The following is a 21676-nucleotide window of genomic DNA, read 5'->3' as shown; positions in this document are numbered from 1 at the left end:
TAGTGCTTGGCACGCCTCTCTTACTGGGCTTTAAGGCTATTCTCAAAGATTAATAGAAGCCTTATCCTAGAGGATGGTACAAGTTGGTATCAAAAATTTGTAGAGGGCGGAGAATCTTAACATGGGGCAGTTGAATAAATGGATAGCCATAGCAGTGGTTTGCTGTGTAATGACGATAGGGGTTGGACAAACAAAGAGTGAAGCGGCTGGTCTGTCAGACGTACGAGGTCACTGGGCAGAGCAGACAATAACCCAGATGGCTCAGCAGGGGCTGCTGGACGGGTTCCCGGATGGGACGTTTCGACCAGATGATGCAGTGACAGCTGACCAGTTTGTGAAAATCGTTTTACTTGCCTTCACAGACAAGTTTCCGAATGGCGAGCGCAATTGGAAAACAAGCTTCCTGCAAGCATTGAGCGCGGGCAATCAGAGCATTTTGAAGCAGGATTACCGGGATTTCACGTTCAAGCCAAGCACGGTTGGGTATTGGGCGAAGCCGTACCTGGATCTGGCCAGCGATCTTCATTTCATCAGTAAGGGACAATTCACGGATTATAAAGCGAAGCTAAAACGCGAGGACGTAGCGGAGATATTGTATTACCTGCTGAAAGAAACCGAGTACTTGGAAGATGAGGTATACAGCCTCAAAGCGGCTTCCCAGTTCGGTGATCTGCAAAGTGCGACCACCAGGCAGCAGAAATTTATTGGCGAAGCGATGACGAAGGGGATTATGGAAGGGTACCCGAATGGGTATTTTGGTGTGGGTCGAGATGTTACCCGTGCGGAAGCCTTACAGATCATTACTCGATTGCAGACGAAGTCCAAGCGAATCAGTGTGAAGAACGAAGGTGACGCTTTCATCAAAGTCGTTCCAACCAAGGATGGCAGCTATAAAAAACTGATATTCCCTGATCAGCGCATGCTGGATGCCTATAGCGTGATGGAAGACGCAGGCAAGCTGCGCGGGACGAACTACGATTTGGAAGAAACAACGCTTCGCCTGTTCCGGGATGCGGATGCCAAAGCACTTGCCGTGAACGGGGCGACGACTGGGGTGCGGAATAGCAATGAAGCTTCGCTGTGGCTTGATCCTCAATTTCTGACTTATGGCGTAACGGTTCGCCTTGAGGATGGAACTCTAGCCCGTAATATGGAGAGCATTCGCAAGTTTACGGATTTCCTTTTTGGCTATGATGCGGATATCTTCTACCGCCATTTCACGGATGCGTGTGAGCGGGCTGCAGCGAAGGGGGTATTGGAGACAACGACGAAGCAAATAGGTAACTTCTCCGTAGAAACGCGGCTTGAGCCGGATGGCAAAACCATTATTTTCTCAATCATACATGCTTAATCATTAACGGCATAAAACAATGAGGTGTACATACAAGTTGTACGCCTCAAACTTTATATCCGCACTATCTAGATAACATGTACGTACAAGTGTATAATCATATATTATACGTACATTCCTTTGGAAGGTGTTGAGTACACGTGCTGGAGAGTTTAAAACAAGCGGTACTGGAAGCGAATTTGGATTTGCCGAAATATCGGCTCGTCACATTTACGTGGGGCAATGTCAGTGGGATTGACCGGGAGCAAGGGCTTGTCGTGATCAAGCCTAGCGGTGTGCCTTACGAGGACCTGAAGGCCGAAGATCTTGTTGTCGTTGATCTGGAAGGGCGAATTGTTGAAGGCACGCTGAAGCCTTCCTCAGACACGCCAACCCATTTGGCGCTATACCGGGCATTCCCGGCCATTGGCGGGATTGTCCACACGCATTCGCCATGGGCGACAAGCTGGGCGCAAGCCGGGAGAGGCATCCCTGCGCTGGGGACAACTCATGCGGACTACTTCTATGGGGAAGTCCCCTGCACACGTCTTATGACGGAGGCTGAGATCAACGGAGCCTACGAGCTGGAGACGGGCAACGTCATCATCGAGACGTTCCAAGATCTCGACCCGGCGATGGTGCCGGGTGTGCTGGTGAACTGCCATGCCCCGTTCAGTTGGGGGAAGGACCCGCACAATGCGGTGCATAACGCGGTTGTGCTCGAAGAGGTGGCGAAGATCGCTTATCGCACCTTCCAGTTGAACCCGGCGATCCAGCCTATGGATCAAACGCTGCTGGATCGGCACTTCCTGAGGAAACACGGAGTTAACGCGTATTACGGGCAAAAATAAAAAAAGGACAGCCAGCATCTCGCGGATGCCGGCTGTCCTTTTTTGATCGATGAGCGTCGTGTTCATCGGAGAGGAGCTCTAGTCCACTTGAATAGATGTGGGCACACGAGGGCAGAAGGTGAAGTAAATCTTATCCTTTGGCGGTCATGTACACTTTTTGGTATGATGAGAGAGTAAGCATGTTAAGGGGAAGAAGGATGATGGGTGATGTTTGCGAAGTCAGGTTACGAAGGAACAAGAGAAGAGAATTATACCTTGCTGATTCAGCAGGTTCAAGCATTGATACATGATGAACCGAACCGAATTGCCAACTTGGCGAATGCAGCGTCGCTGCTCGGACAGTTTTTGACAGATGTAAATTGGGTAGGTTTCTACCTGATGGACAAGACGCAAGAGAAGGAAGAGCTCGTTCTGGGGCCTTTCCAAGGATTGCCGGCATGCGTGCGGATTCCGCTAGGTAAGGGAGTATGCGGTACGTCTGCCCAGCTTCGGGAAACGGTGCTTGTACCGGACGTTCATGCGTTCCCGGGCCATATCGCCTGCGATGCCGCTTCACAATCGGAAATTGTCGTTCCTATCCTTCACGGGGATGAGTTGATCGGTGTGCTGGATATCGATAGCCCTAGTCTCAATCGTTTTGATGAACTCGATCAGCGTTATTTGGAGCAGTTCGTGCAGGCTCTAGCTGCTGCTATGTAATATCGTAGGACATGGAATAAATGTCTTCCATATCTTCATCGGAACAGAAGCTGCAGCTTGCCAGTACAGGGGTATGCCTTAAGCGAGAACCTAACATAATCAAGTGACTAGTCAACTGATGTTCGATCGTCTTGTCTGCGATGCTGAATTCAATCCCGTATTCATAGAGGGAGGGGTTCAGCATCGTTTTTCGTTTAATGATCCCTAGTATTTTCATTTCTTGATGAAAGAGTTGAAAAGTAAATTCCAATAGCAAGCTCATCTCGGTAGGAAGATTCAAGGGCGTGTGCATGCGAATGCCGCCTGCACCGATATCCTTGATCATGATTTTGGAATGCTTCGTGTCTATAGCTTTATTTTTGATCCCTATAATCTTGAATAGGGCGGTTAAGGGTATTTGGAGATGCAGCCTGAAACTGGAGCGTTGATTTGGTTGCGACATGGAGATGCTCCTCTTCATTAATAGGTATATTATACTATAAGAGAAGAAGTTTTGAACGGTACATCTACAAAGAAAAAGCCCCTTATTTGAGCTTAAGGAGCTTGACGAATGCTTGTAAATCTTCCTCTCCATTAACAAAAAGCCTTTTCAGCAGGAAAGGGGACTGCTCGTTTGTTGCAAATCCTTGATCGATTGTAAAAGCAAATCGAAACTCGTGCTGTTTTAGAAGCTTCAGCGTCGTTTTGTTACGTTCACCGTATGGATAGCAGAAGACATCAGCTTTCGTACCCAGATGCTCCTCAATGAGCTTCCTGGCTTCTACGATTTCGTAAGCTTGCTCCTCAGCCGTCAGCTTGGGGAGGTGAGGATGCGACATGCCGTGCGGCTGAATATCCCAGCCTCGTGCTTGCATCTTCTTAATCTGCTCCCAATTGAGATAGCCGTCCTGCTCCGTCATGCCAGGAGAAACAAAGAGAGTGGCAGGAAAGCCGTACTTAGCCAGAATCGGCATAGCCTTCTCATAATTATCGAGATAGCCGTCATCGAATGTTAGCAACACAGGCTTCTCTGGGGCTTTCTCGGATGTGTTTCCTTCCAGGAGACGAAAGAATGTCTCTAGGGAGAGCGGCGTGTATCCATGATCATGCAAATACGCCATTTGTTCTGCCAGCTTATCTGGGGTTATGACAACAATATTCCCTGGATCTATGGCTACACTGTGGTAGTTGAGTACGGGAATACTGACTTTGGACGAGGTCTTGCCCGTGTTCTTTGGCGGAAGAATAGGGACATAAGTACTCGTGATGACGGAAGGGGGAGCGGGATTCGTGTCCACGGTGAGTGGAAGAAACGGCGTATCTCCTGCGCTGGAATCTTGCTTAAGATCAGGGCCAAATTCAGCACTAGGTTCAGCATTAGGCAAAGAATTAGCTGGTACGTCTGGCACCGCATCTGGCGTCGTATCGGGCACAGTATTAGACACCGTATCAGGCGCCGCATCAGACACCACATCAGGCGCAATAACAGACGCGGTTTCTGCCTGGGGCTCGTCCGCTTGTAGAGCGGGAAGCTTAGGCTGCACATCGGCAGAAGTTACGTAGGAGGCCGCCTTCTCAGTCCCGTAGTTCGCGGCGGGAAGGCAGCTAACTAAGAGCAGCAGCATGATCGTGCATATCCCGATAAATATCGAATACGACAGAATTCCCTTTCTTCGAAAGCTCATAGGCACACCAACCATTTCTAGAGGAATATTCTATTACTCTATTTGTAAGCAATGGTTGGGAGAATTATACCTAATCCGTAGAAGAGATTACTGGAAATACCAGAACTCGTTAATCTTTGCTTTGAATAACCAGCAGGAGGCCTGACTGAAGCTCAATGAGACCTTCTGGTTCCTTGAGTATGTTACTGATCCCGAGGGACTGGCTAATCTCCAGCGTCGCTTGATGAAGCGGATACGCGAAGCCGTGGAGTGTAATACCTGTAACTTCTAAGCTAAGTGGAAGCAGAGAGATGTGTGAATAGCTGCCACGTTCAATGCGAGTCGTTTGATTCATAACGATAATTTGGTTATTGGCGTCGATAATGGAGCAGGCAATACCAAGCTCAGTTCCTTTGCGAAGCAGATGCACATTAGCTAAGGAATGATCAAAACGAGTGCCGAGGGCACCCAGCAGGATGATTTGATCAGGCTGCTCAGCAAGAGCCCAATTGAAGGCCATTTCTGTATCCGTCAAATCTTTATGAATAGGATCGCATTCGATAAACGAAGAGCTCGAAGAACGAATAAGGTCTAACTCTTCAGCTGTTACTGAATCGAAATCCCCTAGTGAAATATGAGGCTTATAGCCATGCTGAATCAAATACAAGGCACCGCGGTCTGAGCCAACCAGCACATCGTTCTCTTGAATGATGCCCAGAGCCCAATCGCCAAGTGTACCGCCAGTTACAATAATTATTCGTTTCCCGTTCATGCTTGTTCCCCCAGCGCTTAGTATCATCCCCTTAGTATACCATATTGAGGCAAAAAACCGAGCTGCCTCCCAGCAGCCCGGTTCTAGGATTAGGTTCGGTTATCGGCGCGCTTGCGCATAGGATTAAGCTCCGTCTGCTCGTGATCAATCTCGGCTTCTTCCGCAAAGCCCTGCAATTCCCAAGTTGTTCGGCCAAGCACGAGATCCGCGGGAAATTCATCACCTCGTTTGAGGGTAACCTCTTGCCCTGCCTCATTGGCATAAATACCGTCTGTCTCCACAATATCGCCTGTCATCGGTTCCATAGTTTTGTCTTTAGCCATGCCGTATTCCTCCTTTCCTGTTGCTTACCCATACCATTTCCAAGGATGGAGGAAATTATGAGTAGAATCATGTAGAATGATAAGGTTGTCATATACGGAATACATACTTTTGTCAGGCAGAAAGGAATTGAACAGAATGGCATTATGGGGAACGATTGTGAATGCTGCCGCCATTATCCTAGGGGGATTATTAGGGCTGCTTCTGCCGCGTATCTCGGAAGGCATAAAAAGCACAGTCATGCAGGGCCTAGGCCTCGCAATTACTGTGCTGGGGATTACAATGGCTTTGAAATCGAGTCAAATTGTACTCGTCATTTTGAGCGTCGTCATTGGTGGCATTGTGGGAGAACTGCTCCGTATCGAATACCGGTTAGGGCAGCTTGGTGACTGGCTCCAGGCGCAAATGCACAAACGCTCTTCGCAACACCGCGGCAGCGTATCCGAAGGCTTCGTGACATGTACGCTGATCTATTGCATCGGAGCTATGGCGATTCTGGGTCCGTTGGACAGCGGCCTGCGGCATAATCATGATATTTTGTACACGAAATCATTGCTGGATGGTTTCCTATCCATTATCTTCGCTTCAACTTTAGGGGTAGGCGTGATCTTCTCAGCCGTATCCGTTTTCATCATGCAGGGAACGATTGCTTTGGCCGCAACTTTGATTGCCATGGCATTCAGCCAAGCGTCACTGGACGCGATGATCATTCAAATTACAGCCGTAGGCGGAATTCTGGTTATTGGCGTAGGCATCAACATTCTTCAAATTAGAAAAATAAATGTCGCCAATATGCTTCCGGCACTTGTTATAGCGGCAGCCGCTGTGCCTCTGCAGAATCACTTCTCTGCTTGGTGGGAGCGATTGTTCTAGACGGCAGAACCGTTGAATTTATAGCCGACACCGCGCACCGTGATAATGTACCGAGGATCAGCCGGATTCACTTCAATTTTCTTGCGCAGATTGCTGATATGTACAATGAGCGTTCGCGGGTCGCCCATACTATCCAGGCTCCAGATAAGCTCAAACAAGTGCTCGATTTTGTAAACTCGGTTAGGAGTCTTGGCCATAAGGGAAAGCAAATCGAATTCTTTGGCGGATAACGAGATAGTCTGCCCATTCACACGAACGATGTGGCTGACTAAATCAATCTCAAGACCAGGAAACTTCACCAACTGCGGATCATCCTGATGCTGTTCGCGGATCGAATTGCGGCGCAGAAGGGCCTTCACCCTGGCAACAAGTTGACTTGGGCTGAAAGGTTTCGTCATATAATCGTCGCCGCCCATGCTGAGCCCGAGGATGATATCGATATCCTCGCTTTTACAGGAGATGAACAGAATTGGCGTATTGCTGGTTTTGCGGAGCTGTCGGCAAACTTCTATGCCATCAAGTCCTGGCAGCAGAATGTCCAGAACAATAAGATCGGGCTTGTATTCCTTAACGATCTCAAAAACATCTTGTCCATTGTTGGCGCTGATGACTTTGTATCCTTCTCTAGCTAAATAGAGTTGGATCAATTGGACAATTTCTTGTTCATCATCCACGACTAAAATTGTTTCTCCTGCCATACTAGAAATCCTCCTCGGTAGCGGAACGGCTCATGATGGGAGCGGAGATCCCGCTCACAAATATTACCTTCATTATAGAACGATTCTCCTAAAAATTTCTATCCTTTTATTGACAAATGAAGAGATTTGGTGTGGTTTCTAGTAGAAAGAGGGTACTTTGCCCTATTGCCAGTCGCAAATTTTGCTGAAATATAACGAAAATGCACGGAACCCTGCTTTATTTGACGCAAATTTTAGCTGACCTTTATGGAATCTTTATGTTCCCATGCTAATCTACCCTTGTCTCTAAGCATGAGCAGAGAAGGGGGCGACGAAAGTAATGAGTCATTCGGCTGATTTGAATCCCGTCACACATCCACGGCTGCAGAAGGATAACTTCGTACGCCAATTCATTGAGCAAGCTTGGGATTTGTTTTGTATGTTCGATATTCATGGAAATTTAACCTATGCGTCCAAGAGCTTTAACCCCGTGATCGGCCATATCCCAGAGGATTTTCAGCAAATTGTAGACTTTATCGACTCCGAATACCGGATGGATATACATAAAATGTTTATCAAAACCTTGCAGACAAGCAGCAGCAGTAAGCTGGAGTTCCGTATGCAAGGGACCAGTGAGAGCTTCAATTGGTTTGAATGTACCGCGATGCCGATCTGCAACGAAGAAGGTAATCTCGCGGAGATTTGTTTCGTACTTAATGACATTACGCTGCGCAAGAATCAGGAGAGCCGGCTAATCGCTATGGCTTTCCATGACCCCTTGACGGGTTTACCTAATCGGCGGCTGTTCAAAGAGCAATTACAGCAAATGTTTATGCAGGCCAAACGAACGAATAGGCCTTTCTCGCTTTTATATGTAGATATCGATGATTTTAAAATGATAAATGACACGATGGGTCACGATGTGGGTGACGCTTTCTTGCAGGATTTTGCCCATCGTATTCAGGGCTGTCTTCGCGAGATCGATTTATTTGCCCGGATGGGTGGCGACGAATTCGCCATTCTGCTTCCGTCCGTAGATTGCGAGGAGCATGTGAATAGTGTGGCTAAGCGAATCCTGCATTGCGTAGATCAGCCATGGGATGTGCTAGGCAATCTGTTTAGAGCAACAGTCAGTATGGGAATTACGATGTATGACTCGGGCAAGGCGGAGGCATCGCATATGATGAAAGAAGTGGATATTGCGCTCTATCAAGTGAAGGGCAAGGGCCGAAATCACTTTCAATTTTATCAAAAAACGGTAGACAAATAGATTTCTCAACTAACCGTTATAGGGGACAATAGCCCGCTGTATAGCGGTTTTTTTGCGTTCACCAATATTTACTACTAGCGAATTAATGCGCTTTCTAAGATGATAGAATAATGACGATTTCAGAGATTGTGAGATTGCTAGATTGCTAGAAGGGAATGAGTGTAAATGCCGGAGATGAAGCGATGGCGTAAATTCGTTGCTATACTAGCAACAGCGGGGATACTGACGATAGCAGCAAGCTCAGAACCTCAGGATGCTCTGGCCCAAGCTAGTTCGACGCAGGGCAAGTTCAATATGTCATATATGTATTTTGGAAGCCCGAGTTCGTATACTTCACAAGTGGATAAAAGTGGGCAAACCCTAGATGTTGTTGCTCCTAGTTATTTTCATGTAAACTCAGACGGCAGCTTGGAACTCTCAGATTCTCTGTTAGCTTCTTTCATTGCGGACATGCATCAGAGGGGAAAACGGGTTGTTCCATTTCTTAGCAATGATTTTGATCGGTCACTTGGAGAAAAAGCGATTGATAACCGCGAAGCACTGGCGGATCAAATCGTTAAGGCCATTAATGATAACAATCTCGACGGGATTCAATTTGATATCGAAAATGTAGATGCCGCCTACCGCGATAAATACACCGAACTGGTGAAAATCATTCGTGGCAAATTAAGCAGCGACAAGGAAGTTTCCGTCGCAGTGGCTGCTAATCCAACGGGTACAAAGCAAGGCTGGACAGGCTTGTATGATTATAAGGCGTTATCGGATGTTAGTGATTACTTGATGGTCATGGCTTATGACGAGAGCTACCCTGGCGATCTAACGCCTGGACCTGTGGCAAGTTTGCCCTTTGTAGAGAAGTCGATTCAATATGCGATTTCACAGGCACCTGCAGATAAAGTGGTGCTTGGGATACCGTTTTATGGAAGGTACTGGAATCAAAATGCCGCCGATAACGGAGCGGGCGTATCCGCTCAAACGCTAAGCAAGCTTACTCAAATGTATGGAGGAACCGTTCGCTTTGACACGGCCAGCCAGTCGCCAGTTGCCTCTTTTACCATTCGTCCAACCGATGAACCGTTTAGCATTAACGGCAGTAACCTAGAGCCGGGCGATTACACGGTTTGGTTTGAAAACGAACAATCGTTGAAAGAGAAGTTGAAGCTGGTCAGCAAGTACAATTTGAAAGGTACGGGAAGCTGGAGCCTTAATCAGGAGACAGCAGATACCTGGGATTATTATGGTCTGTGGGCAGACGGCTTCTATTTCACTGACGTGCAGCAGCACTGGGCCAAAGAGGCCGTGCTCGCCGCTGCGAACCGCGGCTGGATGCTAGGCACCGCCGCAGACCGGTTCGCGCCGGACGCGGCGCTCACAAGAGCAGAAGCCGCGACGATCATCGTGCGCGCGCTCGGCTTGACAGGCGAGGCTGCCAGCAGCGCCTCGTTCAAGGATGTGCCTGCCAGCCACTGGGCCTGGCAGGATATCCGGATCGCGAAGAGCAGCGGGCTGATCCAAGGGATCAGCGACGAGCGCTTCGCGCCGGATCAGATCATAACGCGGGAGGAGATGAGCATGCTGCTCTCCCGCGCCTTGCACTTGACTTCGCAGGGCGGCTCGGCTGCTGCGAAGAGCTTCTCTGACGTGCCGGCAGGCAGCTGGTCGGCGGAGGCCATTGCTGCGATGAGCAGCAATGGCCTTGTCGACGGCTACGCGAGCGGCACGTTCCGCCCTAGCGCGTCCTTGACGCGCGCGGAGATGGCTGCGCTGCTAAGCCGCGCGCAGCCGCTGCTCACGAAGTGAGCACGCCCAAAGAACCGCTTCCACCGACTAGGGTGGGGGCGGTTCTTTGGTGTGTATGCAAACTTTACAAGCCAAGCGGCGGCTTGATAGCTGGCAGAACGTCGCCGATGACATCCTCGGAGCCTAGTTTGATAAAGGTTTGCTTCCCATGAGGACCGGGCTTGTCGGTAATGAATTGACGGATGTTTTTGATTCGGGCTTGGCTTCCGATCAGGCGGTTGCTGCCAATCTGGAGCACGGAGGTCGAACCAACGCCTAGAACTTTGATGCCCCGCACCCGGATATAGGAGCCTAAGTTATCCACACACATTGTAAATGGCTCCGGTGGTTGAGGTGTGGGAATAGGTCGCTGATAGAAGGGATAAGCCTTGAAGCTGCCTTCATTTCCGTAATAAATGGGAACTTCGCGCTGTACGGCAAAGACGTTGGTGTCCAGTGTGGTCGTGACGTTATCTCCGACCTGCATGACACTGCTTGCGCCAATTTCAATCACATAGACATAGCCGACAATGGAGAGGCGCGCCATCATTTATACCTCAGGCGGGAGCGGGACGAACGGCGAGATGATGACGGATTCCGGAGGTGTGTCGAACATCGAAGACAAGGAGATGACCTCTGTATCGCCGATAAGAAAAACGGAGGAGCTTGAAACCCCGACGATGCGTACATCACCTACGAAAATTTGCTTATTTTCCACATGTAAGTTCATCATAATTAGCCCTCATTTCTTGGCAGACTGGATATGTAGCTTTCAACTGCGCTGATAATATCTTGTTTTGTTTTATCAATAATGCTGGTCGTTACAGCTTCCATCGGTTCTTTAAATCCTACGCCGCGGTATTGATTGACATAATGCTGGATACGAGCATCCAATTGTTTGCGAATATCGTCCACGATAAGTTCTTTGTAATCTTCGTCCAAGTGGTACTGGTATTTGTTTTCCAGATTGAGCATATCGGACTCGAACCCATATTGCAGATAATGCGCTATCCCCTTCGAAACGTCCTGCTGCATCGCAGCTCCTGAGTGGGCTGGCCCTTCCGTGCCTTGCTGCTTTCTCATATTATCTGTCTGCATAGGTCCAATTCCGAATTCTTGTCCCTGACCTTGGCCCATCCCCGTCCCTTGTCCCTGGACAAAAGGATTCTGATTGGGATTCTGCCCAGCATCCTTGCCCACTGAGGCGCCATTGACAGTGAAGTCGTCGACATTATCTAGCGAGCTCGGGCTGATGCCTATGGTCAGGGTTCCGTCCAGTTTCTCGACTTTCAGTTGGTCGAAATTGTATTCGATTTTATCGATATGGACTCGTTTTTGGACTTTTACAGCATCGAGATCAGCCTGCAGTTTTGTGACGGTTTCTTCCAATTTATCGATACGCTGCTTCTGCATTTCAATATAGGCGGAAAGCTGTTGAGCCCATTGCTGCCACGTGATTGAGTTATGCATATATGGCACCTCCTTCCGGTTTCATTAGAGAACCATTCATAGCGGCGATCAGGTAGGTGGCGGTAAACGAACGAGGGAAACGGGATTCACATCACTAGAACCCAGCGCTGGCGTAGGCTCAACAAAACCGCCTGTATTATACAAGTTGGATAAGGAACGAATAGAACCTGCGGTGCCGATTTGAAGTACAGAGGAGTTGGCAACGGAGTTCACTTTTAGCTGCTGAATCATGATGGTTTGGTGAATGATCATGTTCATAGATGAACACCTCGCTGTGTTTGACATCGCTCATGCTAGACGATTACTCCGCTGGTGGCGTTCGCTTCGATGAGATCCGAATCATTAGTGATGGTAGTGCTGTATGCATTATAGACACGTGGGAAATCACCCGTATTAAAGGATCCTGCTCCTGCGAATGTCTTGGAAGAACTGGTAGGTGCGATGATGAAGGTATCGCCGAAGTGGACAACTGAGCTAGAACCAACGCTGATAATTTTCACGTTTCCTACAATAGACGGCATATTCGGCCTCCCTGACTTCAGGCTTCTCACACCTTTAGTATATGAGGGTATTCGCCCAGAGGTGATCTGTTTTTCAGATTGGTGTCACATCAGGGCATAGGCACATATACTGCAAGAGAAAACGAGGTGATAGGCTTGAGCGGGTTGAATCGCCATCCTTGGCTGAAATGGGATCATGTAGAGAAGTTTCTCGGGCAAAAGCTGCCGTTCGCTGAAAAAGGGCAGACCTTTCTAGATAATATGACGTGGGTTGAGGGATATGTACAGGACATGCTGAAAAAAGCAATGCCGGGCATGGATGCAAGCATTTCTTCGCATGGACCGTCAGGTGCAGAGATCTTTGAAACGCATGAACATGTCATTATCAAAGTAAAAATCGCCAAAGGCGAAGATCCAAGGGCACTGCGCGTGTTTGTAAAATCAAATCAGTTGAAGCTGACCGGGTTCACCAGCGGTAAGGGCCGAATTATTAAATTTCCGACGCTTGTGCTTCCAAGATCAGCGAGAGTTAGTTACAAGCAGCGTTTACTCCAGATAAAAGTGCGTAAAAGAGGTTTAAAAGAGAACTATACGGAAGCCTACATTCGTTATTAGCAGCGTCGGAGCAAAAAAACCGTTCCTATCGTAAGTTGGTGGTGTACCCCGGGGTACCCGCCAACTTACGAAAGAACGGTTTTTGGTTAGTCATATGCGCTGGGGAACTGCGTAGCGCGATTTGGTTTATATACGTTGTTTTTGGGTTCCTGGGAACTACGGGGGCTTATTTCTCATTCTGAAAACTTACAAGACGCGGCGAGCTGTCATGTAACGGGATGACCAAGTCCCGCTATGCATGTTCGTAATGCGTACGCCGCCAGCTCCATAAGTTTGCAGGAGGTTCCCGCCACCCATGTAGATCGCAACATGGTTAATGACGCCTGGTTTGCCTGGATTCGAGAAAAACACGAGATCACCAGTGCGAAGATTGCTTCTGGATACATAGCTGCCCACCTGGGCTTGACTTTTAGATGTACGCGGCAGGTTGACGCCTACGCGTTTGAATACATATTGGGTGAAGGATGAACAGTCGAACGTGTTCGTTTGTCCTGATTTTGAACCGAACAGGTAAGGCGTTCCCAAGTAGTTTCGGCCAATACTAATGACGCTGCTGCCACGGGAGGTTGCTGTAATCGACGATGCAGTGGTTGAAACTGTGGCTGCGTCAGCTTGATGAGGTGCGGATATCATTCCCGCGGAGAGACCTATGGATACTGTCAACGCCGTAACGACTAATTTCTTGTACCAGTTAGTTTGCTTATTCATCATGGTAGCCTCCTAGAATCTTAGTTGTTTAATACTGCTTCACCAGACTCATCCATTGAGTGACATTATGTCTGTTACGTTTGACATGCCCCAAGTATAGCATATGAAAATTATCCTAATATTTTACATGTAAGCCCTTTCACCGTGCTATTGCTGGTTTTCCTTCGCTTTCTGAGAGAATGATGAAAATTGTATTAAAATATTTTTATTGACAATTTACCGGTAACTTCACGATCACCGTAGTTCCTTCTCCCAAACGGCTTTGGAGCTCAATAGTGCCTTTATGTTTCTGTACGATATGCAGGGCTATGGCCAGCCCCAGACCGACACCGCCTTGCTTGCGGTTCCTTGCTTTATCACTGCGATAGAACCTGTCAAAGAGATGGGGGATCTCACTTTCAGCAATTCCAATCCCTTGATCGATGACTTTAAGAATGACCCAATTATCATCCGTGAGATCGATATACATAACGATCTTCTGCTGGCTATATTTCAGCGCATTATCTAACAAGATAATGAGCAGCTGCTTAATTTTATAAGAGTCACCCATCATAAGAAGCTCTTGCCAGTCCGAGGCGAGCTGCACTTTAATCTCTCTCCCGGATGTGATGCGAAGGGAAGCTGCGGTTTGGCGGGCGAGAGGCAGCAGGTCGAAGGCGACCTCCTGCTCGCAGTTGTCCCGATCCGTGAGAGAAAGCAGATTCTGCGTAAGCTGCTTCAGTTGAGCCGATTCGGAAATAATCGCTTCGAGCGCTTCTTCCCGCAGCTTTTCATCATGGAAAGCCCATCTTCTTAGTAAGCTCGCGTAGCTCTCAATGATGGTCAGCGGTGTGCGTAGCTCGTGGGAAGCATCAGCCACGAATTGCTCCTGCTTTTGAAACATATCTTGCAGCCTGTCGATCATTCGGTTGAATGTCGCGCCAAGTATCACCAATTCATCATTTGTTGCTTTCGCTGGCAGGTTAATATGCCGGAAGGAGCCGCTCTGCTCAATGTTCTGCATCGTACCTACGAAGTCTTGAAGAGGGCGGAAGAGAACGTTCGTATAGAAATAACCCCCGATAAGAGCAAGAATCAGCGTTCCCGTGGAGGTCAATAGGAGAACAGAAATGAGCATGTCCGCATATTGACCCAATCTGCGCAGACTGCGCCCGATCTCGAGCGTGGCAATCTGATGGCCTTCTTTAAAAACAGGCATTTTCACAAAGACATAGATGCCATCCGAAGCCGTTTCTACGGTTATCGTATCTTTGTTCACATAAGTGACGGGATAACGAATTAGCGTCTCATCGGAAAAGATTTGATAAATCACCTTGGAATCCGGCCCGATATAGCGCAGCATTTCCTGGGGGATGAGGAGTTCTTCCATCTGGGAATTGTCCTTCCAATACTCAGGATGATTGGGCAAGTCTTTGAGCAGCAGCGATCTCGCCTTCTCTTTGAGCAAATCGGCTTCGCCTTTGGTGGTAACCCGAATGAACATGTAGTAAGCAAAGGTAAAGCTGATAAAAAGGATCAGCATGAGACCGACAGTAACGCCTAGTGTAATTTTCAGCTTAAGACTCATAAGGGTTTCTCTTTGGGAGCAGCACCTGATGTTTCCTCTGTATCTCTGGATGCTTGCGCCGAATCAACCTTGATCAAATAACCGATTCCCCGGATCGTTTGTATCAGCTTGGAGGAAAAAGGTTTGTCCACTTTTTGCCGTAGATAACGAATATAGACGTCAACGACGTTCGTATCCCCTACAAAATCATATCCCCAAACCTCGGAAATAATTTGTTCCCTCGTCATGACTTCATCTTGATGTTGAATCAGGAAACGCAGCAGCTCAAACTCCGTCGGGGTTAGCTCAATAGTAGTTCCCTCGCGGACTACGGATCTACTTTTCAAGTCCATAGTTAAATCATCAATTTTCAGCAAATGAGGCTGCTCGGCCGGCTGGTCCTGCAGATTACGCTGCCGAAGCAAGCTGCGAACTCGTGCTAACAGTTCAACCGTGGCAAAAGGTTTCGTCACATAGTCGTTAGCCCCTTGATCAAGCCCGCTAACCCTGTCCAACACAGCATCCCTGGCAGTCAGCAGAATAATAGGCAATATAGCGTTAACCTGGCGTACACGGCGCAGCACTTCTAGACCGTTAAGTTCCGGCAGCATTACGTCGAGCAAGATAAGATCCCATTCAGTTCCTGACAAGGCAGCATCCAGTCCTGCGCGGCCATCTGACTTTGTATGTACTTCATAGCCCTCATGCTCAAGCTCCAGCTTCAGCACCCGGGCGATACGTTCTTCGTCCTCAATCAGCAATATGCGGCTCATTCGGAAAAATGTTCACTCCCAGCTCCGCCAGAACAGCGGCATCAATTCATCGTCTTAGTTTCTCAGGTAAGGCACGTTTACATACATGAGTGCTCAGTTCCTCGCTGCCCAGTCTTTCATAGTGTGTTCATTAGCCTAGTCCGCGTTTGGCCTCCGTGACATAAACTAGCACAGAGAATGCTGATAAAGGAGCCAAACAGATGAGCATATCGCCAAATAAAAGAGTGCACGCCAAAGCTGTTCAGAAAGTAGTGATTTTGCTGCAGGATCAAGATGCGATAGGGAGAGTTTATGTACAAATCGAGGGCGGATTAAAGTCGCGTGAAGTGATGGTTGAAGCGATCAAACGGCTGGACGGCGGCCTGATTTATACGGACGAGGACTGCACGCAGCTCATTGACAGTGAATATATCGAGGTGTTCCGTAAAAGGGGGAGCGCCCGCCGCGAGGAAGAGGACTTCACTTTCCTTATTGACCGGGAATTTGCCGAGGATTATGTGGTGTCAGCCAAAATTATCAAGTAACCTGTTTCGTGGTCATACGAAAACGATGAAAACAATGAAAAACCCCTTGTTGCTTTCCGCAGGCAATGCCTTGGGAATAAGCTGACAAGGGGTTTCTTAGTGCGAATGAATTAGCCTTTGTGAGAAGCAGGCACGGTTTCAACGGAAGTCAAACGGTCATAGAAATCAACAAAGTTATTTCTTTCCGCAGAGCTAAGTAGCGCCATGGCTGTACGTGGGTGCTCATCGAGTGCACCTACGACCATGTAAGGGATGAGGTAACCCCAATCCCATTTCTCACGCATCGTGATCATGTGTTTCTCAATGATTTCGAGTACAGGACGAATATCGTAGCGTGCGCCTTTCAAATGGCTAAGCAGCAATTCAGTCGTACAGTTTCCTGCGGCGCGGCCCATGCCGTACACGGAGGAATCCAAGTAGGTTACACCACTGGATGCGCCAGTAATTGTGTTAGCGAAAGCAAGCTGCATGTTGTTATGCATGTGCAGGCCAAGCTCTTTCTCAGGAAGCAGGCGTTGGAATTTCGTTACCAGGTAATCAATATCCTTAGGAGCCATGCTGCCGTAGGAGTCTACGATGTAGACAACGTCAACGGGGCTTTTGTTAATTTCTTCGAAAGCTTCGATCAACTCATTTTCCATCACGTGGGAAAGCGCCATAATGTTTAGGGACGTTTCATAACCCATGTCGTTGAACTTTTGAACAAGCTCAAGACCTTTGTCCACATCTTTGATGTAACAAGCAACGCGAATTAGATCAAGTAAGCTGTCTTCACGTGGTAAAATGTCTTTCTCATCGACACGGCCGATATCTACAAGCGCAGATAGCTTCGTATCTGTCTTTTTGGTAATGACATCACGCAGGAAAGACTCATTCAAAAATCTCCATGGACCGGATGCTCCGCCTTTCAGCAGCTTTTCCGAGTTCTTGTAGCCAATCTCCATATACTCTACGCCGGCTGCACTTAAGCCGCGATACATGTCTTGGACAAACTCCACGCTAAAATCCCAATCGTTCACCAAACCGCCGTCCCGAATCGTGCAATCCAAAATCTTGTGTTGATGATGCTTTACCATGCTCGTAATGCCCCTTTCGACTGCTTATATCGCTTAAGATTTTGCTATATTATCACTTATGAAGAGGTAGCTTGTCAATGCAGAGGGCTTCACACAAGGCAACTTTCCTAGGGAACATATGGTAAAATGGTTACATCTAAGAATGTTTGTGCAAAGGGGCCTCAGGATATGAATCGAAATGAGTGGACATTAGCTAGAGAAGTTGCTGTGAAAGCAGCGTCCAAGGCGGGGGAGCTGGCAAGAGAGCACTTTGGCAGCAAGTTGCATATACAGCACAAGGATGAGCGAGGTGATTTGGTAACCGAGGTTGATGTGAAGGCGGATCGCCTCATTGTGGATGAGATCATGGCGGTATTTCCAACCCATCGTATCTATAGTGAAGAAGCTGGTGAAGGCGGTGCGGCAAGTGAATGGGTCTGGCACGTTGATCCGCTGGATGGAACGAATAATTTCGCTCTGGGGATACCGCTTTACGGAGTTTCTATCTCGCTCAGCTATCAGGGCCAGGTTGTACTCGGCGTAATCCACGATTCGGCGCTCGGGCTTAATTATTCATCCTTGCAGGGAGAAGGCGCATGGCAGGATGGGACGAAGCTTGAGGCTAAGCCTAGCGGAGCACTTGTCAAATCCACCATTTCATGGATTCAGGGCCATGCGGTCGGCAAAGATGATCAGGGGGCGCTAAGACTCCGGCATCATCTCGAGCATTCGGTGAAAAGAGTGCTGCGCATGTGGGCACCGTCTTTGACTTGGGCGATGCTTGCTAGAGGAGACCTGCACGGCATTGTCCTGTACAACTCCGAAGGAGAGGATTTGTACGCGGGCTTGCTGTTAGCGCAGGAGGCAGGCGTGAAGGTGACGGATTATGAGGGGAATCCGCTTGCTCTGTTGGGCGGAGCGCAGGTTTCAGGCGCCGAGGCTGAGCACGGGAAGGCGGCTTACATCGTTGCCGCTGTGCCTGAATACCATGCGGAGCTGCTCAAATTCGTCCAAGAAGCGATGAAGTAGAATAGGTAAGGAACAAGTTGCAGAAGCTAATGGCAGACTTTTCATTTGGAGGAAGAAAGGATGCCATGCGATGAAGAACTTTGTTCCTATCTTTTTTGGTTTTGATAAGGAGCGGGATGCGCTGCTTGCGCTGGATACCCTGGAGGAGCTTGGCTATAAGCCTGAGCTGCTGGAAGGAGAACGGACGACGCTGCACATCCATCTCGACGACCAGGAGATGACCTCAGCGCTCGAAATCGCGCAATCACACGGCGGCCGTCTAGTGGAACGGCAGCCTACGCAGTCTGAGCCAGATACCTACGCTATGGCGTATGATCTGGAGGGCTCCATCCGCATCCCGGCTCACACCGTGAATGAGGATTGGCCTGACAACTACGCTTCGTCCCGTGATGCGGATACTGTGCCGAGCGAGGAAGAGGCAGCTTTTGACCCGTCCTCTGACGACTACAATCACTTCAGCGCCGGGATTCGGATCTGAAGGCGAGGTTGTCTTGTCACACAAGCTTATAAGTCGGAGTTAAGAGAAGTAGATTGGGGCTGTCCATAAGGGCGAGCCCTTTTCGACTACCTGAAAGGCAAACGCCTTATTATTGTAGATGCTTCAGGTTTTGTAACATTTGAAGGTTTGAAAGCGTCTGGTAGTTAGAAGGAATATAGGGGAGTGGGTCATATGGGAGGACGCATGACAGGGATTGTTCTGGTAACAGCGTTAGCATGTGTGATGTCAGGATGTGTGCATGAGCAGGCAACGAGCAGCAGCGCTAATGCGAGTGCGGAAGTGCTTCCGAGCCAAAGCTCATCCGTTGGTTCGACAGCAAGCTCGACAGTGAGTTCAACAGTGAGTTCAACAGCAAGTTCATCTCCCAAACCAACCACTAACTCCACTCATACAAACACAAGCAGCGCAACGTCCAGTCCGATTTCTACTTCATCACCAGCAACCAACACTGCTCCTTCTACTATGCCAACTTCAACCTCATATGCCAAAGAAGCCGACGCCAAGAAAGCGATCGAGCAGCGTGCCAAGGAAACGATAAAAGTGCTGAAAGAGCATGACATGGCGAAGCTTGCCGAGTTGATACATCCGAAGAAAGGCGTGCAATTCTCGCCGTATTCCTACATTCATACTGCCAGTGATGTTCAGGTCATGGGCAGCGGACTAGCTGCACTTTGGGCGAATACCAGTACCACGCACTGGGGGGAATACGACGGATCTGGCGATCCAATTGATCTTACTTTTCCGGATTATTGGGATAAATTCGTCTATAATCAAGACTTTGCAGCAGCGCCGCAAATCAGTTACAACATGATTCTTGGAAAAGGAAACATGATTAATAATGTGTTCAGCATTTATCCGACGTCGACCTATATTACGGTGGAGTATCATTTTCCTGGACTAGATCCGCAATATCAAGGGATGGACTGGACCAGTTTAAGGCTCGTATTCGAGAACGCAGGTGGGCAGTGGGTTTTGGTGGCTGTCGTACATGATCAGCATACAATGTAAATTTCGTTCGTAAGTTCCTAAATATTGTGCGAAAAAACCGCATTTTACCTCGTGATTATGAGTGTAAAGTTCGGTTTTTTTATGTTTTTTTAAATTAACCATTGACATGTAACTTCTAATGTCATATTCTAATTCCATTAAACCAAGTAAGCTCGTAGGAATTAAGGAGATGATTCTAGTGAAAAATAACCTAGTTACCGCATTGTCATCGAACTGGGTCAGCTTAGTCGTATCAATATTAATTATTGGTTTGCTCGTTTTCTTGGGGAGAAAAAGAGTAAGCTTTGGTAACCGCGTTTTCATCGGGTTAGGTCTTGGTCTAGTCGCCGGTGTAGCGTTTAACCAATTGCATTTGGAGTTCAAAAGTGTAAGCACGATCGGAACGATTTATGTTAACTTGATCAAAATGCTCGTAATGCCTCTGGTCCTTATCTTAGTTATTAATAGTATTTCTTCTTTATCCAGTCTTGGTCAGCTTCGTAAATTAGGTTTGAAAACGATCGGTTGGTTCTTACTAACAACAGGGATCGCATCCGTGATTGGTTTGCTTATTGCGCTGGCGTTCGATCCGGGTAACGGGATTGCGCAGGCTGTGCCGAAAGATTTTAAAGCAAAAGAAATTCCGACGTTCTCCCAAGTTATTCTGGATCTGGTGCCGTCCAACCCGATTAACGATATGGCGACAGGAAAAGTTGTACCCGTTCTAATCTTCGCAATCTTCGTGGCTGTAGCTATTGTACACGTTGGTTCCAAGAAGCCTGAGAGCGTTGCAGCTGTTAAATCGTTCATTACATCAGCGACAGCAGTGATTCACCAAGTAGTTAAGTATGTTATTCGTCTGACACCTTATGGTGTATATGCATTGATTGCAGGTATGGCGGCGAAATATGGCCTAGATACTCTTGCTCCTCTTGCCAAAATTATCCTAACTTCTTATGTAGCACTTATTATTCACTTCGTATTGATTTTCGGTGGTTTGGTCCTTCTGGTAGCGAAGGTTAACCCTATTAAGTTTTTCAAAAAAGCGTACCCGACAATCGCAGTCGCATTCACAACACGAAGCAGCTATGCAACGCTGCCAGTGAACTTGGAAGTAATCACGAAGCGTCTACGCATCTCACCGCGTATTGCCAGCTTCGTAGCACCACTCGGCGCGACAATGAACTTCAACGGTTGCGGCGGTGTGTGGCCAGCGGTTGTAGCGATTTTCGTAGCGAAGGTTTACAATTTGCCGCTTAGCGGATCTGACTATTTCATCCTTATCTTAGTAAGCGTAATTTCCTCCATCGGTGTTGCCGGTGTTCCGGGACCTGCTGCGATTTCGACGACAGTTGTCTTGACAGCTCTTGGTTTGCCTTTGGAAGGTATGGGTCTTGTACTTGGCGTTGAGGCGCTGATCGACATGGGTCGTACAGCCGTTAACGCGACTGGTACAACAGTTACAGCTTTGCTTGTAGCTGAGTCCGAGGGCGAATTCGACCGCGCGGCATTTGATCGTGACGAGGAAGATGACCTCGAATTGGCAACAGCTTAATCTCTCTTTTAAAAAGACGAAGGACCTGCATCCATGGGATGCGGGTCCTTTTTGATTGGATGTATGAACGGGAAATCCTCGCGTTATTTCAAGCAAGCCATGGCTTGGTAGGGCAGTTAAGCCAATCCAGGTAATTAACAGGATTAACTACCGTTACTCAGCGCTACTGATTGGCAGGGAACGAAATAGCGGTAGAACCT

26 protein-coding genes are annotated in these 21676 nt (G+C 48.1%); 12 read left to right on the top strand and 14 right to left on the bottom strand.

Annotated elements, in window-relative coordinates; all coding sequences use genetic code 11:
* Positions 1-121: 121 nt before the first annotated feature.
* The 3 genes from GQF01_RS10350 to GQF01_RS10340 all read left to right on the top strand — a co-directional run bounded on the left by GQF01_RS10350 (position 122) and on the right by GQF01_RS10340 (position 2880).
* Positions 122-1351, top strand: coding sequence for an S-layer homology domain-containing protein (locus GQF01_RS10350; RefSeq protein WP_161406707.1), 1230 nt, complete (start codon positions 122-124; stop codon positions 1349-1351).
* Between the two features lie 140 nt (positions 1352-1491).
* Entirely contained in the window at positions 1492-2181 is a 690-nt protein-coding gene (gene araD / locus GQF01_RS10345; protein ID WP_161406706.1) for an L-ribulose-5-phosphate 4-epimerase, read from the top strand.
* Positions 2182-2388: 207 nt separating this feature from the next.
* Positions 2389-2880: a GAF domain-containing protein gene (locus tag GQF01_RS10340; RefSeq protein WP_161406705.1), complete on the top strand. Its 492-nt coding sequence runs from the start codon at positions 2389-2391 to the stop codon at positions 2878-2880.
* Here GQF01_RS10340 and GQF01_RS10335 read toward each other — a convergent pair.
* The 4 genes from GQF01_RS10335 to GQF01_RS10320 form a co-directional block, all read right to left on the bottom strand.
* Positions 2873-3322 (bottom strand): PilZ domain-containing protein, encoded by a 450-nt coding sequence (locus tag GQF01_RS10335; protein WP_161406704.1) that lies wholly within the window; start codon positions 3320-3322, stop codon positions 2873-2875. The genes GQF01_RS10340 and GQF01_RS10335 overlap by 8 nt on opposite strands.
* An 82-nt stretch (positions 3323-3404) precedes the next feature.
* Positions 3405-4544 carry a polysaccharide deacetylase family protein gene (locus tag GQF01_RS36265; RefSeq protein ID WP_235959375.1) on the bottom strand — a complete coding sequence of 380 codons (1140 nt, stop codon included), beginning with the start codon at positions 4542-4544 and terminating at the stop codon, positions 3405-3407.
* Between the two features lie 109 nt (positions 4545-4653).
* A complete protein-coding gene (locus GQF01_RS10325; RefSeq protein WP_161406703.1) occupies positions 4654-5295 on the bottom strand; it encodes a thiamine diphosphokinase in 642 nt (213 codons plus the stop codon).
* Positions 5296-5384: 89 nt separating this feature from the next.
* Positions 5385-5618 carry a hypothetical protein gene (locus tag GQF01_RS10320; RefSeq protein ID WP_161406702.1) on the bottom strand — a complete coding sequence of 78 codons (234 nt, stop codon included), beginning with the start codon at positions 5616-5618 and terminating at the stop codon, positions 5385-5387.
* A gap of 136 nt (positions 5619-5754) precedes the next feature.
* Between GQF01_RS10320 and GQF01_RS10315 the strand changes: the two genes are divergently transcribed.
* Positions 5755-6489: a DUF554 domain-containing protein gene (locus tag GQF01_RS10315; protein WP_161406701.1), complete on the top strand. Its 735-nt coding sequence runs from the start codon at positions 5755-5757 to the stop codon at positions 6487-6489.
* On the opposite strand, the gene GQF01_RS10310 is transcribed toward GQF01_RS10315, so the two are convergent.
* Entirely contained in the window at positions 6486-7187 is a 702-nt protein-coding gene (locus GQF01_RS10310) for a response regulator transcription factor (RefSeq protein WP_145667767.1), read from the bottom strand. The genes GQF01_RS10315 and GQF01_RS10310 overlap by 4 nt on opposite strands.
* Positions 7188-7506: 319 nt before the next feature.
* Between GQF01_RS10310 and GQF01_RS10305 the strand changes: the two genes are divergently transcribed.
* Together GQF01_RS10305 and GQF01_RS10300 are read left to right on the top strand one after the other, a co-directional pair.
* On the top strand, positions 7507-8436 hold the full coding sequence (locus tag GQF01_RS10305) for a GGDEF domain-containing protein (RefSeq protein ID WP_161406700.1): 930 nt from the start codon (positions 7507-7509) through the stop codon (positions 8434-8436).
* Positions 8437-8610: 174 nt separating this feature from the next.
* Positions 8611-10236 carry an S-layer homology domain-containing protein gene (locus GQF01_RS10300; protein ID WP_235959366.1) on the top strand — a complete coding sequence of 542 codons (1626 nt, stop codon included), beginning with the start codon at positions 8611-8613 and terminating at the stop codon, positions 10234-10236.
* 64 nt (positions 10237-10300) lie between these two features.
* On the opposite strand, the gene GQF01_RS10295 is transcribed toward GQF01_RS10300, so the two are convergent.
* The 5 genes from GQF01_RS10295 to GQF01_RS10275 are packed head-to-tail and all read right to left on the bottom strand — an operon-like array spanning position 10301 to position 12206.
* Positions 10301-10765, bottom strand: coding sequence for a spore germination protein GerPE (locus GQF01_RS10295; protein WP_235959364.1), 465 nt, complete (start codon positions 10763-10765; stop codon positions 10301-10303).
* The gene (locus tag GQF01_RS10290; protein WP_161406852.1) at positions 10766-10945 is read right to left on the bottom strand and encodes a spore gernimation protein GerPD; all 180 of its coding nucleotides are present in this window, start codon (positions 10943-10945) and stop codon (positions 10766-10768) included.
* Between the two features lie 5 nt (positions 10946-10950).
* Positions 10951-11685, bottom strand: coding sequence for a spore germination protein GerPC (gerPC, locus tag GQF01_RS10285; protein ID WP_161406697.1), 735 nt, complete (start codon positions 11683-11685; stop codon positions 10951-10953).
* 48 nt (positions 11686-11733) lie between these two features.
* Complete coding sequence (locus GQF01_RS10280; protein ID WP_161406696.1) at positions 11734-11943, bottom strand: spore germination protein GerPB; 210 nt, start codon at positions 11941-11943, stop codon at positions 11734-11736.
* A 35-nt stretch (positions 11944-11978) separates the two neighbouring features.
* A complete protein-coding gene (locus tag GQF01_RS10275) occupies positions 11979-12206 on the bottom strand; it encodes a spore germination protein (RefSeq protein WP_145667755.1) in 228 nt (75 codons plus the stop codon).
* A gap of 135 nt (positions 12207-12341) precedes the next feature.
* On the opposite strand from GQF01_RS10275, the gene GQF01_RS10270 reads away from it, so the two are divergent.
* Positions 12342-12800 carry an Hsp20/alpha crystallin family protein gene (locus tag GQF01_RS10270; protein ID WP_161406695.1) on the top strand — a complete coding sequence of 153 codons (459 nt, stop codon included), beginning with the start codon at positions 12342-12344 and terminating at the stop codon, positions 12798-12800.
* A gap of 186 nt (positions 12801-12986) precedes the next feature.
* Here the strand turns inward: GQF01_RS10270 and GQF01_RS10265 are convergent, their stop codons facing one another.
* The 3 genes from GQF01_RS10265 to GQF01_RS10255 form a co-directional block, all read right to left on the bottom strand.
* Positions 12987-13508: a C40 family peptidase gene (locus GQF01_RS10265; RefSeq protein ID WP_161406694.1), complete on the bottom strand. Its 522-nt coding sequence runs from the start codon at positions 13506-13508 to the stop codon at positions 12987-12989.
* 205 nt (positions 13509-13713) lie between these two features.
* Positions 13714-15075, bottom strand: coding sequence for a sensor histidine kinase (locus tag GQF01_RS10260; RefSeq protein WP_161406693.1), 1362 nt, complete (start codon positions 15073-15075; stop codon positions 13714-13716).
* Positions 15072-15827, bottom strand: coding sequence for a response regulator transcription factor (locus GQF01_RS10255; RefSeq protein WP_161406692.1), 756 nt, complete (start codon positions 15825-15827; stop codon positions 15072-15074). The genes GQF01_RS10260 and GQF01_RS10255 overlap by 4 nt, the downstream gene beginning before the upstream one ends.
* A 200-nt stretch (positions 15828-16027) precedes the next feature.
* On the opposite strand from GQF01_RS10255, the gene GQF01_RS10250 reads away from it, so the two are divergent.
* Positions 16028-16351, top strand: a complete 324-nt coding sequence (locus GQF01_RS10250; RefSeq protein WP_161406691.1) for a hypothetical protein — start codon at positions 16028-16030, stop codon at positions 16349-16351.
* A 110-nt stretch (positions 16352-16461) separates the two neighbouring features.
* On the opposite strand, the gene GQF01_RS10245 is transcribed toward GQF01_RS10250, so the two are convergent.
* Entirely contained in the window at positions 16462-17427 is a 966-nt protein-coding gene (locus tag GQF01_RS10245; protein ID WP_161406690.1) for an aldolase catalytic domain-containing protein, read from the bottom strand.
* Positions 17428-17595: 168 nt separating this feature from the next.
* On the opposite strand from GQF01_RS10245, the gene GQF01_RS10240 reads away from it, so the two are divergent.
* From GQF01_RS10240 to GQF01_RS10225, 4 genes are all read left to right on the top strand, one after another.
* On the top strand, positions 17596-18435 hold the full coding sequence (locus GQF01_RS10240; RefSeq protein WP_161406689.1) for an inositol monophosphatase family protein: 840 nt from the start codon (positions 17596-17598) through the stop codon (positions 18433-18435).
* Positions 18436-18505: 70 nt separating this feature from the next.
* Entirely contained in the window at positions 18506-18913 is a 408-nt protein-coding gene (locus tag GQF01_RS10235; protein WP_161406688.1) for a hypothetical protein, read from the top strand.
* 192 nt (positions 18914-19105) lie between these two features.
* The gene (locus tag GQF01_RS10230) at positions 19106-19942 is read left to right on the top strand and encodes a hypothetical protein (RefSeq protein WP_161406687.1); all 837 of its coding nucleotides are present in this window, start codon (positions 19106-19108) and stop codon (positions 19940-19942) included.
* A gap of 178 nt (positions 19943-20120) precedes the next feature.
* Entirely contained in the window at positions 20121-21476 is a 1356-nt protein-coding gene (locus GQF01_RS10225; RefSeq protein WP_161406686.1) for a dicarboxylate/amino acid:cation symporter, read from the top strand.
* The last annotated feature ends 200 nt before the right edge of the window (positions 21477-21676 follow it).

The sequence above is a fragment of the Paenibacillus silvestris genome (genome assembly GCF_009882985.1).
GTDB classification, from domain to species: domain Bacteria; phylum Bacillota; class Bacilli; order Paenibacillales; family NBRC-103111; genus Paenibacillus_E; species Paenibacillus_E silvestris.
Note: the sequence above shows the minus strand (reverse complement) of the source record. Positions and strands in the feature narration are given on the sequence as shown.

What these genes read in the sequence shown, in the direction of transcription:
- GQF01_RS10350 (WP_161406707.1), top strand. Translation starts at nt 122, where the DNA reads ATGGGGCAGTTGAATAAATGGATAGCCATAGCAGTGGTTTGCTGTGTA.
- GQF01_RS10340 (WP_161406705.1), top strand. Translation starts at nt 2,389, where the DNA reads ATGTTTGCGAAGTCAGGTTACGAAGGAACAAGAGAAGAGAATTATACC.
- GQF01_RS10335 (WP_161406704.1), bottom strand. Translation starts at nt 3,322, where the DNA reads ATGTCGCAACCAAATCAACGCTCCAGTTTCAGGCTGCATCTCCAAATA.
- GQF01_RS36265 (WP_235959375.1), bottom strand. Translation starts at nt 4,544, where the DNA reads ATGAGCTTTCGAAGAAAGGGAATTCTGTCGTATTCGATATTTATCGGG.
- GQF01_RS10325 (WP_161406703.1), bottom strand. Translation starts at nt 5,295, where the DNA reads ATGAACGGGAAACGAATAATTATTGTAACTGGCGGTACACTTGGCGAT.
- GQF01_RS10320 (WP_161406702.1), bottom strand. Translation starts at nt 5,618, where the DNA reads ATGGCTAAAGACAAAACTATGGAACCGATGACAGGCGATATTGTGGAG.
- GQF01_RS10315 (WP_161406701.1), top strand. Translation starts at nt 5,755, where the DNA reads ATGGCATTATGGGGAACGATTGTGAATGCTGCCGCCATTATCCTAGGG.
- GQF01_RS10310 (WP_145667767.1), bottom strand. Translation starts at nt 7,187, where the DNA reads ATGGCAGGAGAAACAATTTTAGTCGTGGATGATGAACAAGAAATTGTC.
- GQF01_RS10305 (WP_161406700.1), top strand. Translation starts at nt 7,507, where the DNA reads ATGAGTCATTCGGCTGATTTGAATCCCGTCACACATCCACGGCTGCAG.
- GQF01_RS10300 (WP_235959366.1), top strand. Translation starts at nt 8,611, where the DNA reads ATGAAGCGATGGCGTAAATTCGTTGCTATACTAGCAACAGCGGGGATA.
- GQF01_RS10295 (WP_235959364.1), bottom strand. Translation starts at nt 10,765, where the DNA reads ATGATGGCGCGCCTCTCCATTGTCGGCTATGTCTATGTGATTGAAATT.
- GQF01_RS10290 (WP_161406852.1), bottom strand. Translation starts at nt 10,945, where the DNA reads ATGAACTTACATGTGGAAAATAAGCAAATTTTCGTAGGTGATGTACGC.
- gerPC (WP_161406697.1), bottom strand. Translation starts at nt 11,685, where the DNA reads ATGCATAACTCAATCACGTGGCAGCAATGGGCTCAACAGCTTTCCGCC.
- GQF01_RS10280 (WP_161406696.1), bottom strand. Translation starts at nt 11,943, where the DNA reads ATGAACATGATCATTCACCAAACCATCATGATTCAGCAGCTAAAAGTG.
- GQF01_RS10275 (WP_145667755.1), bottom strand. Translation starts at nt 12,206, where the DNA reads ATGCCGTCTATTGTAGGAAACGTGAAAATTATCAGCGTTGGTTCTAGC.
- GQF01_RS10265 (WP_161406694.1), bottom strand. Translation starts at nt 13,508, where the DNA reads ATGAATAAGCAAACTAACTGGTACAAGAAATTAGTCGTTACGGCGTTG.
- GQF01_RS10260 (WP_161406693.1), bottom strand. Translation starts at nt 15,075, where the DNA reads ATGAGTCTTAAGCTGAAAATTACACTAGGCGTTACTGTCGGTCTCATG.
- GQF01_RS10255 (WP_161406692.1), bottom strand. Translation starts at nt 15,827, where the DNA reads ATGAGCCGCATATTGCTGATTGAGGACGAAGAACGTATCGCCCGGGTG.
- GQF01_RS10250 (WP_161406691.1), top strand. Translation starts at nt 16,028, where the DNA reads ATGAGCATATCGCCAAATAAAAGAGTGCACGCCAAAGCTGTTCAGAAA.
- GQF01_RS10245 (WP_161406690.1), bottom strand. Translation starts at nt 17,427, where the DNA reads ATGGTAAAGCATCATCAACACAAGATTTTGGATTGCACGATTCGGGAC.
- GQF01_RS10240 (WP_161406689.1), top strand. Translation starts at nt 17,596, where the DNA reads ATGAATCGAAATGAGTGGACATTAGCTAGAGAAGTTGCTGTGAAAGCA.
- GQF01_RS10235 (WP_161406688.1), top strand. Translation starts at nt 18,506, where the DNA reads ATGAAGAACTTTGTTCCTATCTTTTTTGGTTTTGATAAGGAGCGGGAT.
- GQF01_RS10230 (WP_161406687.1), top strand. Translation starts at nt 19,106, where the DNA reads ATGGGAGGACGCATGACAGGGATTGTTCTGGTAACAGCGTTAGCATGT.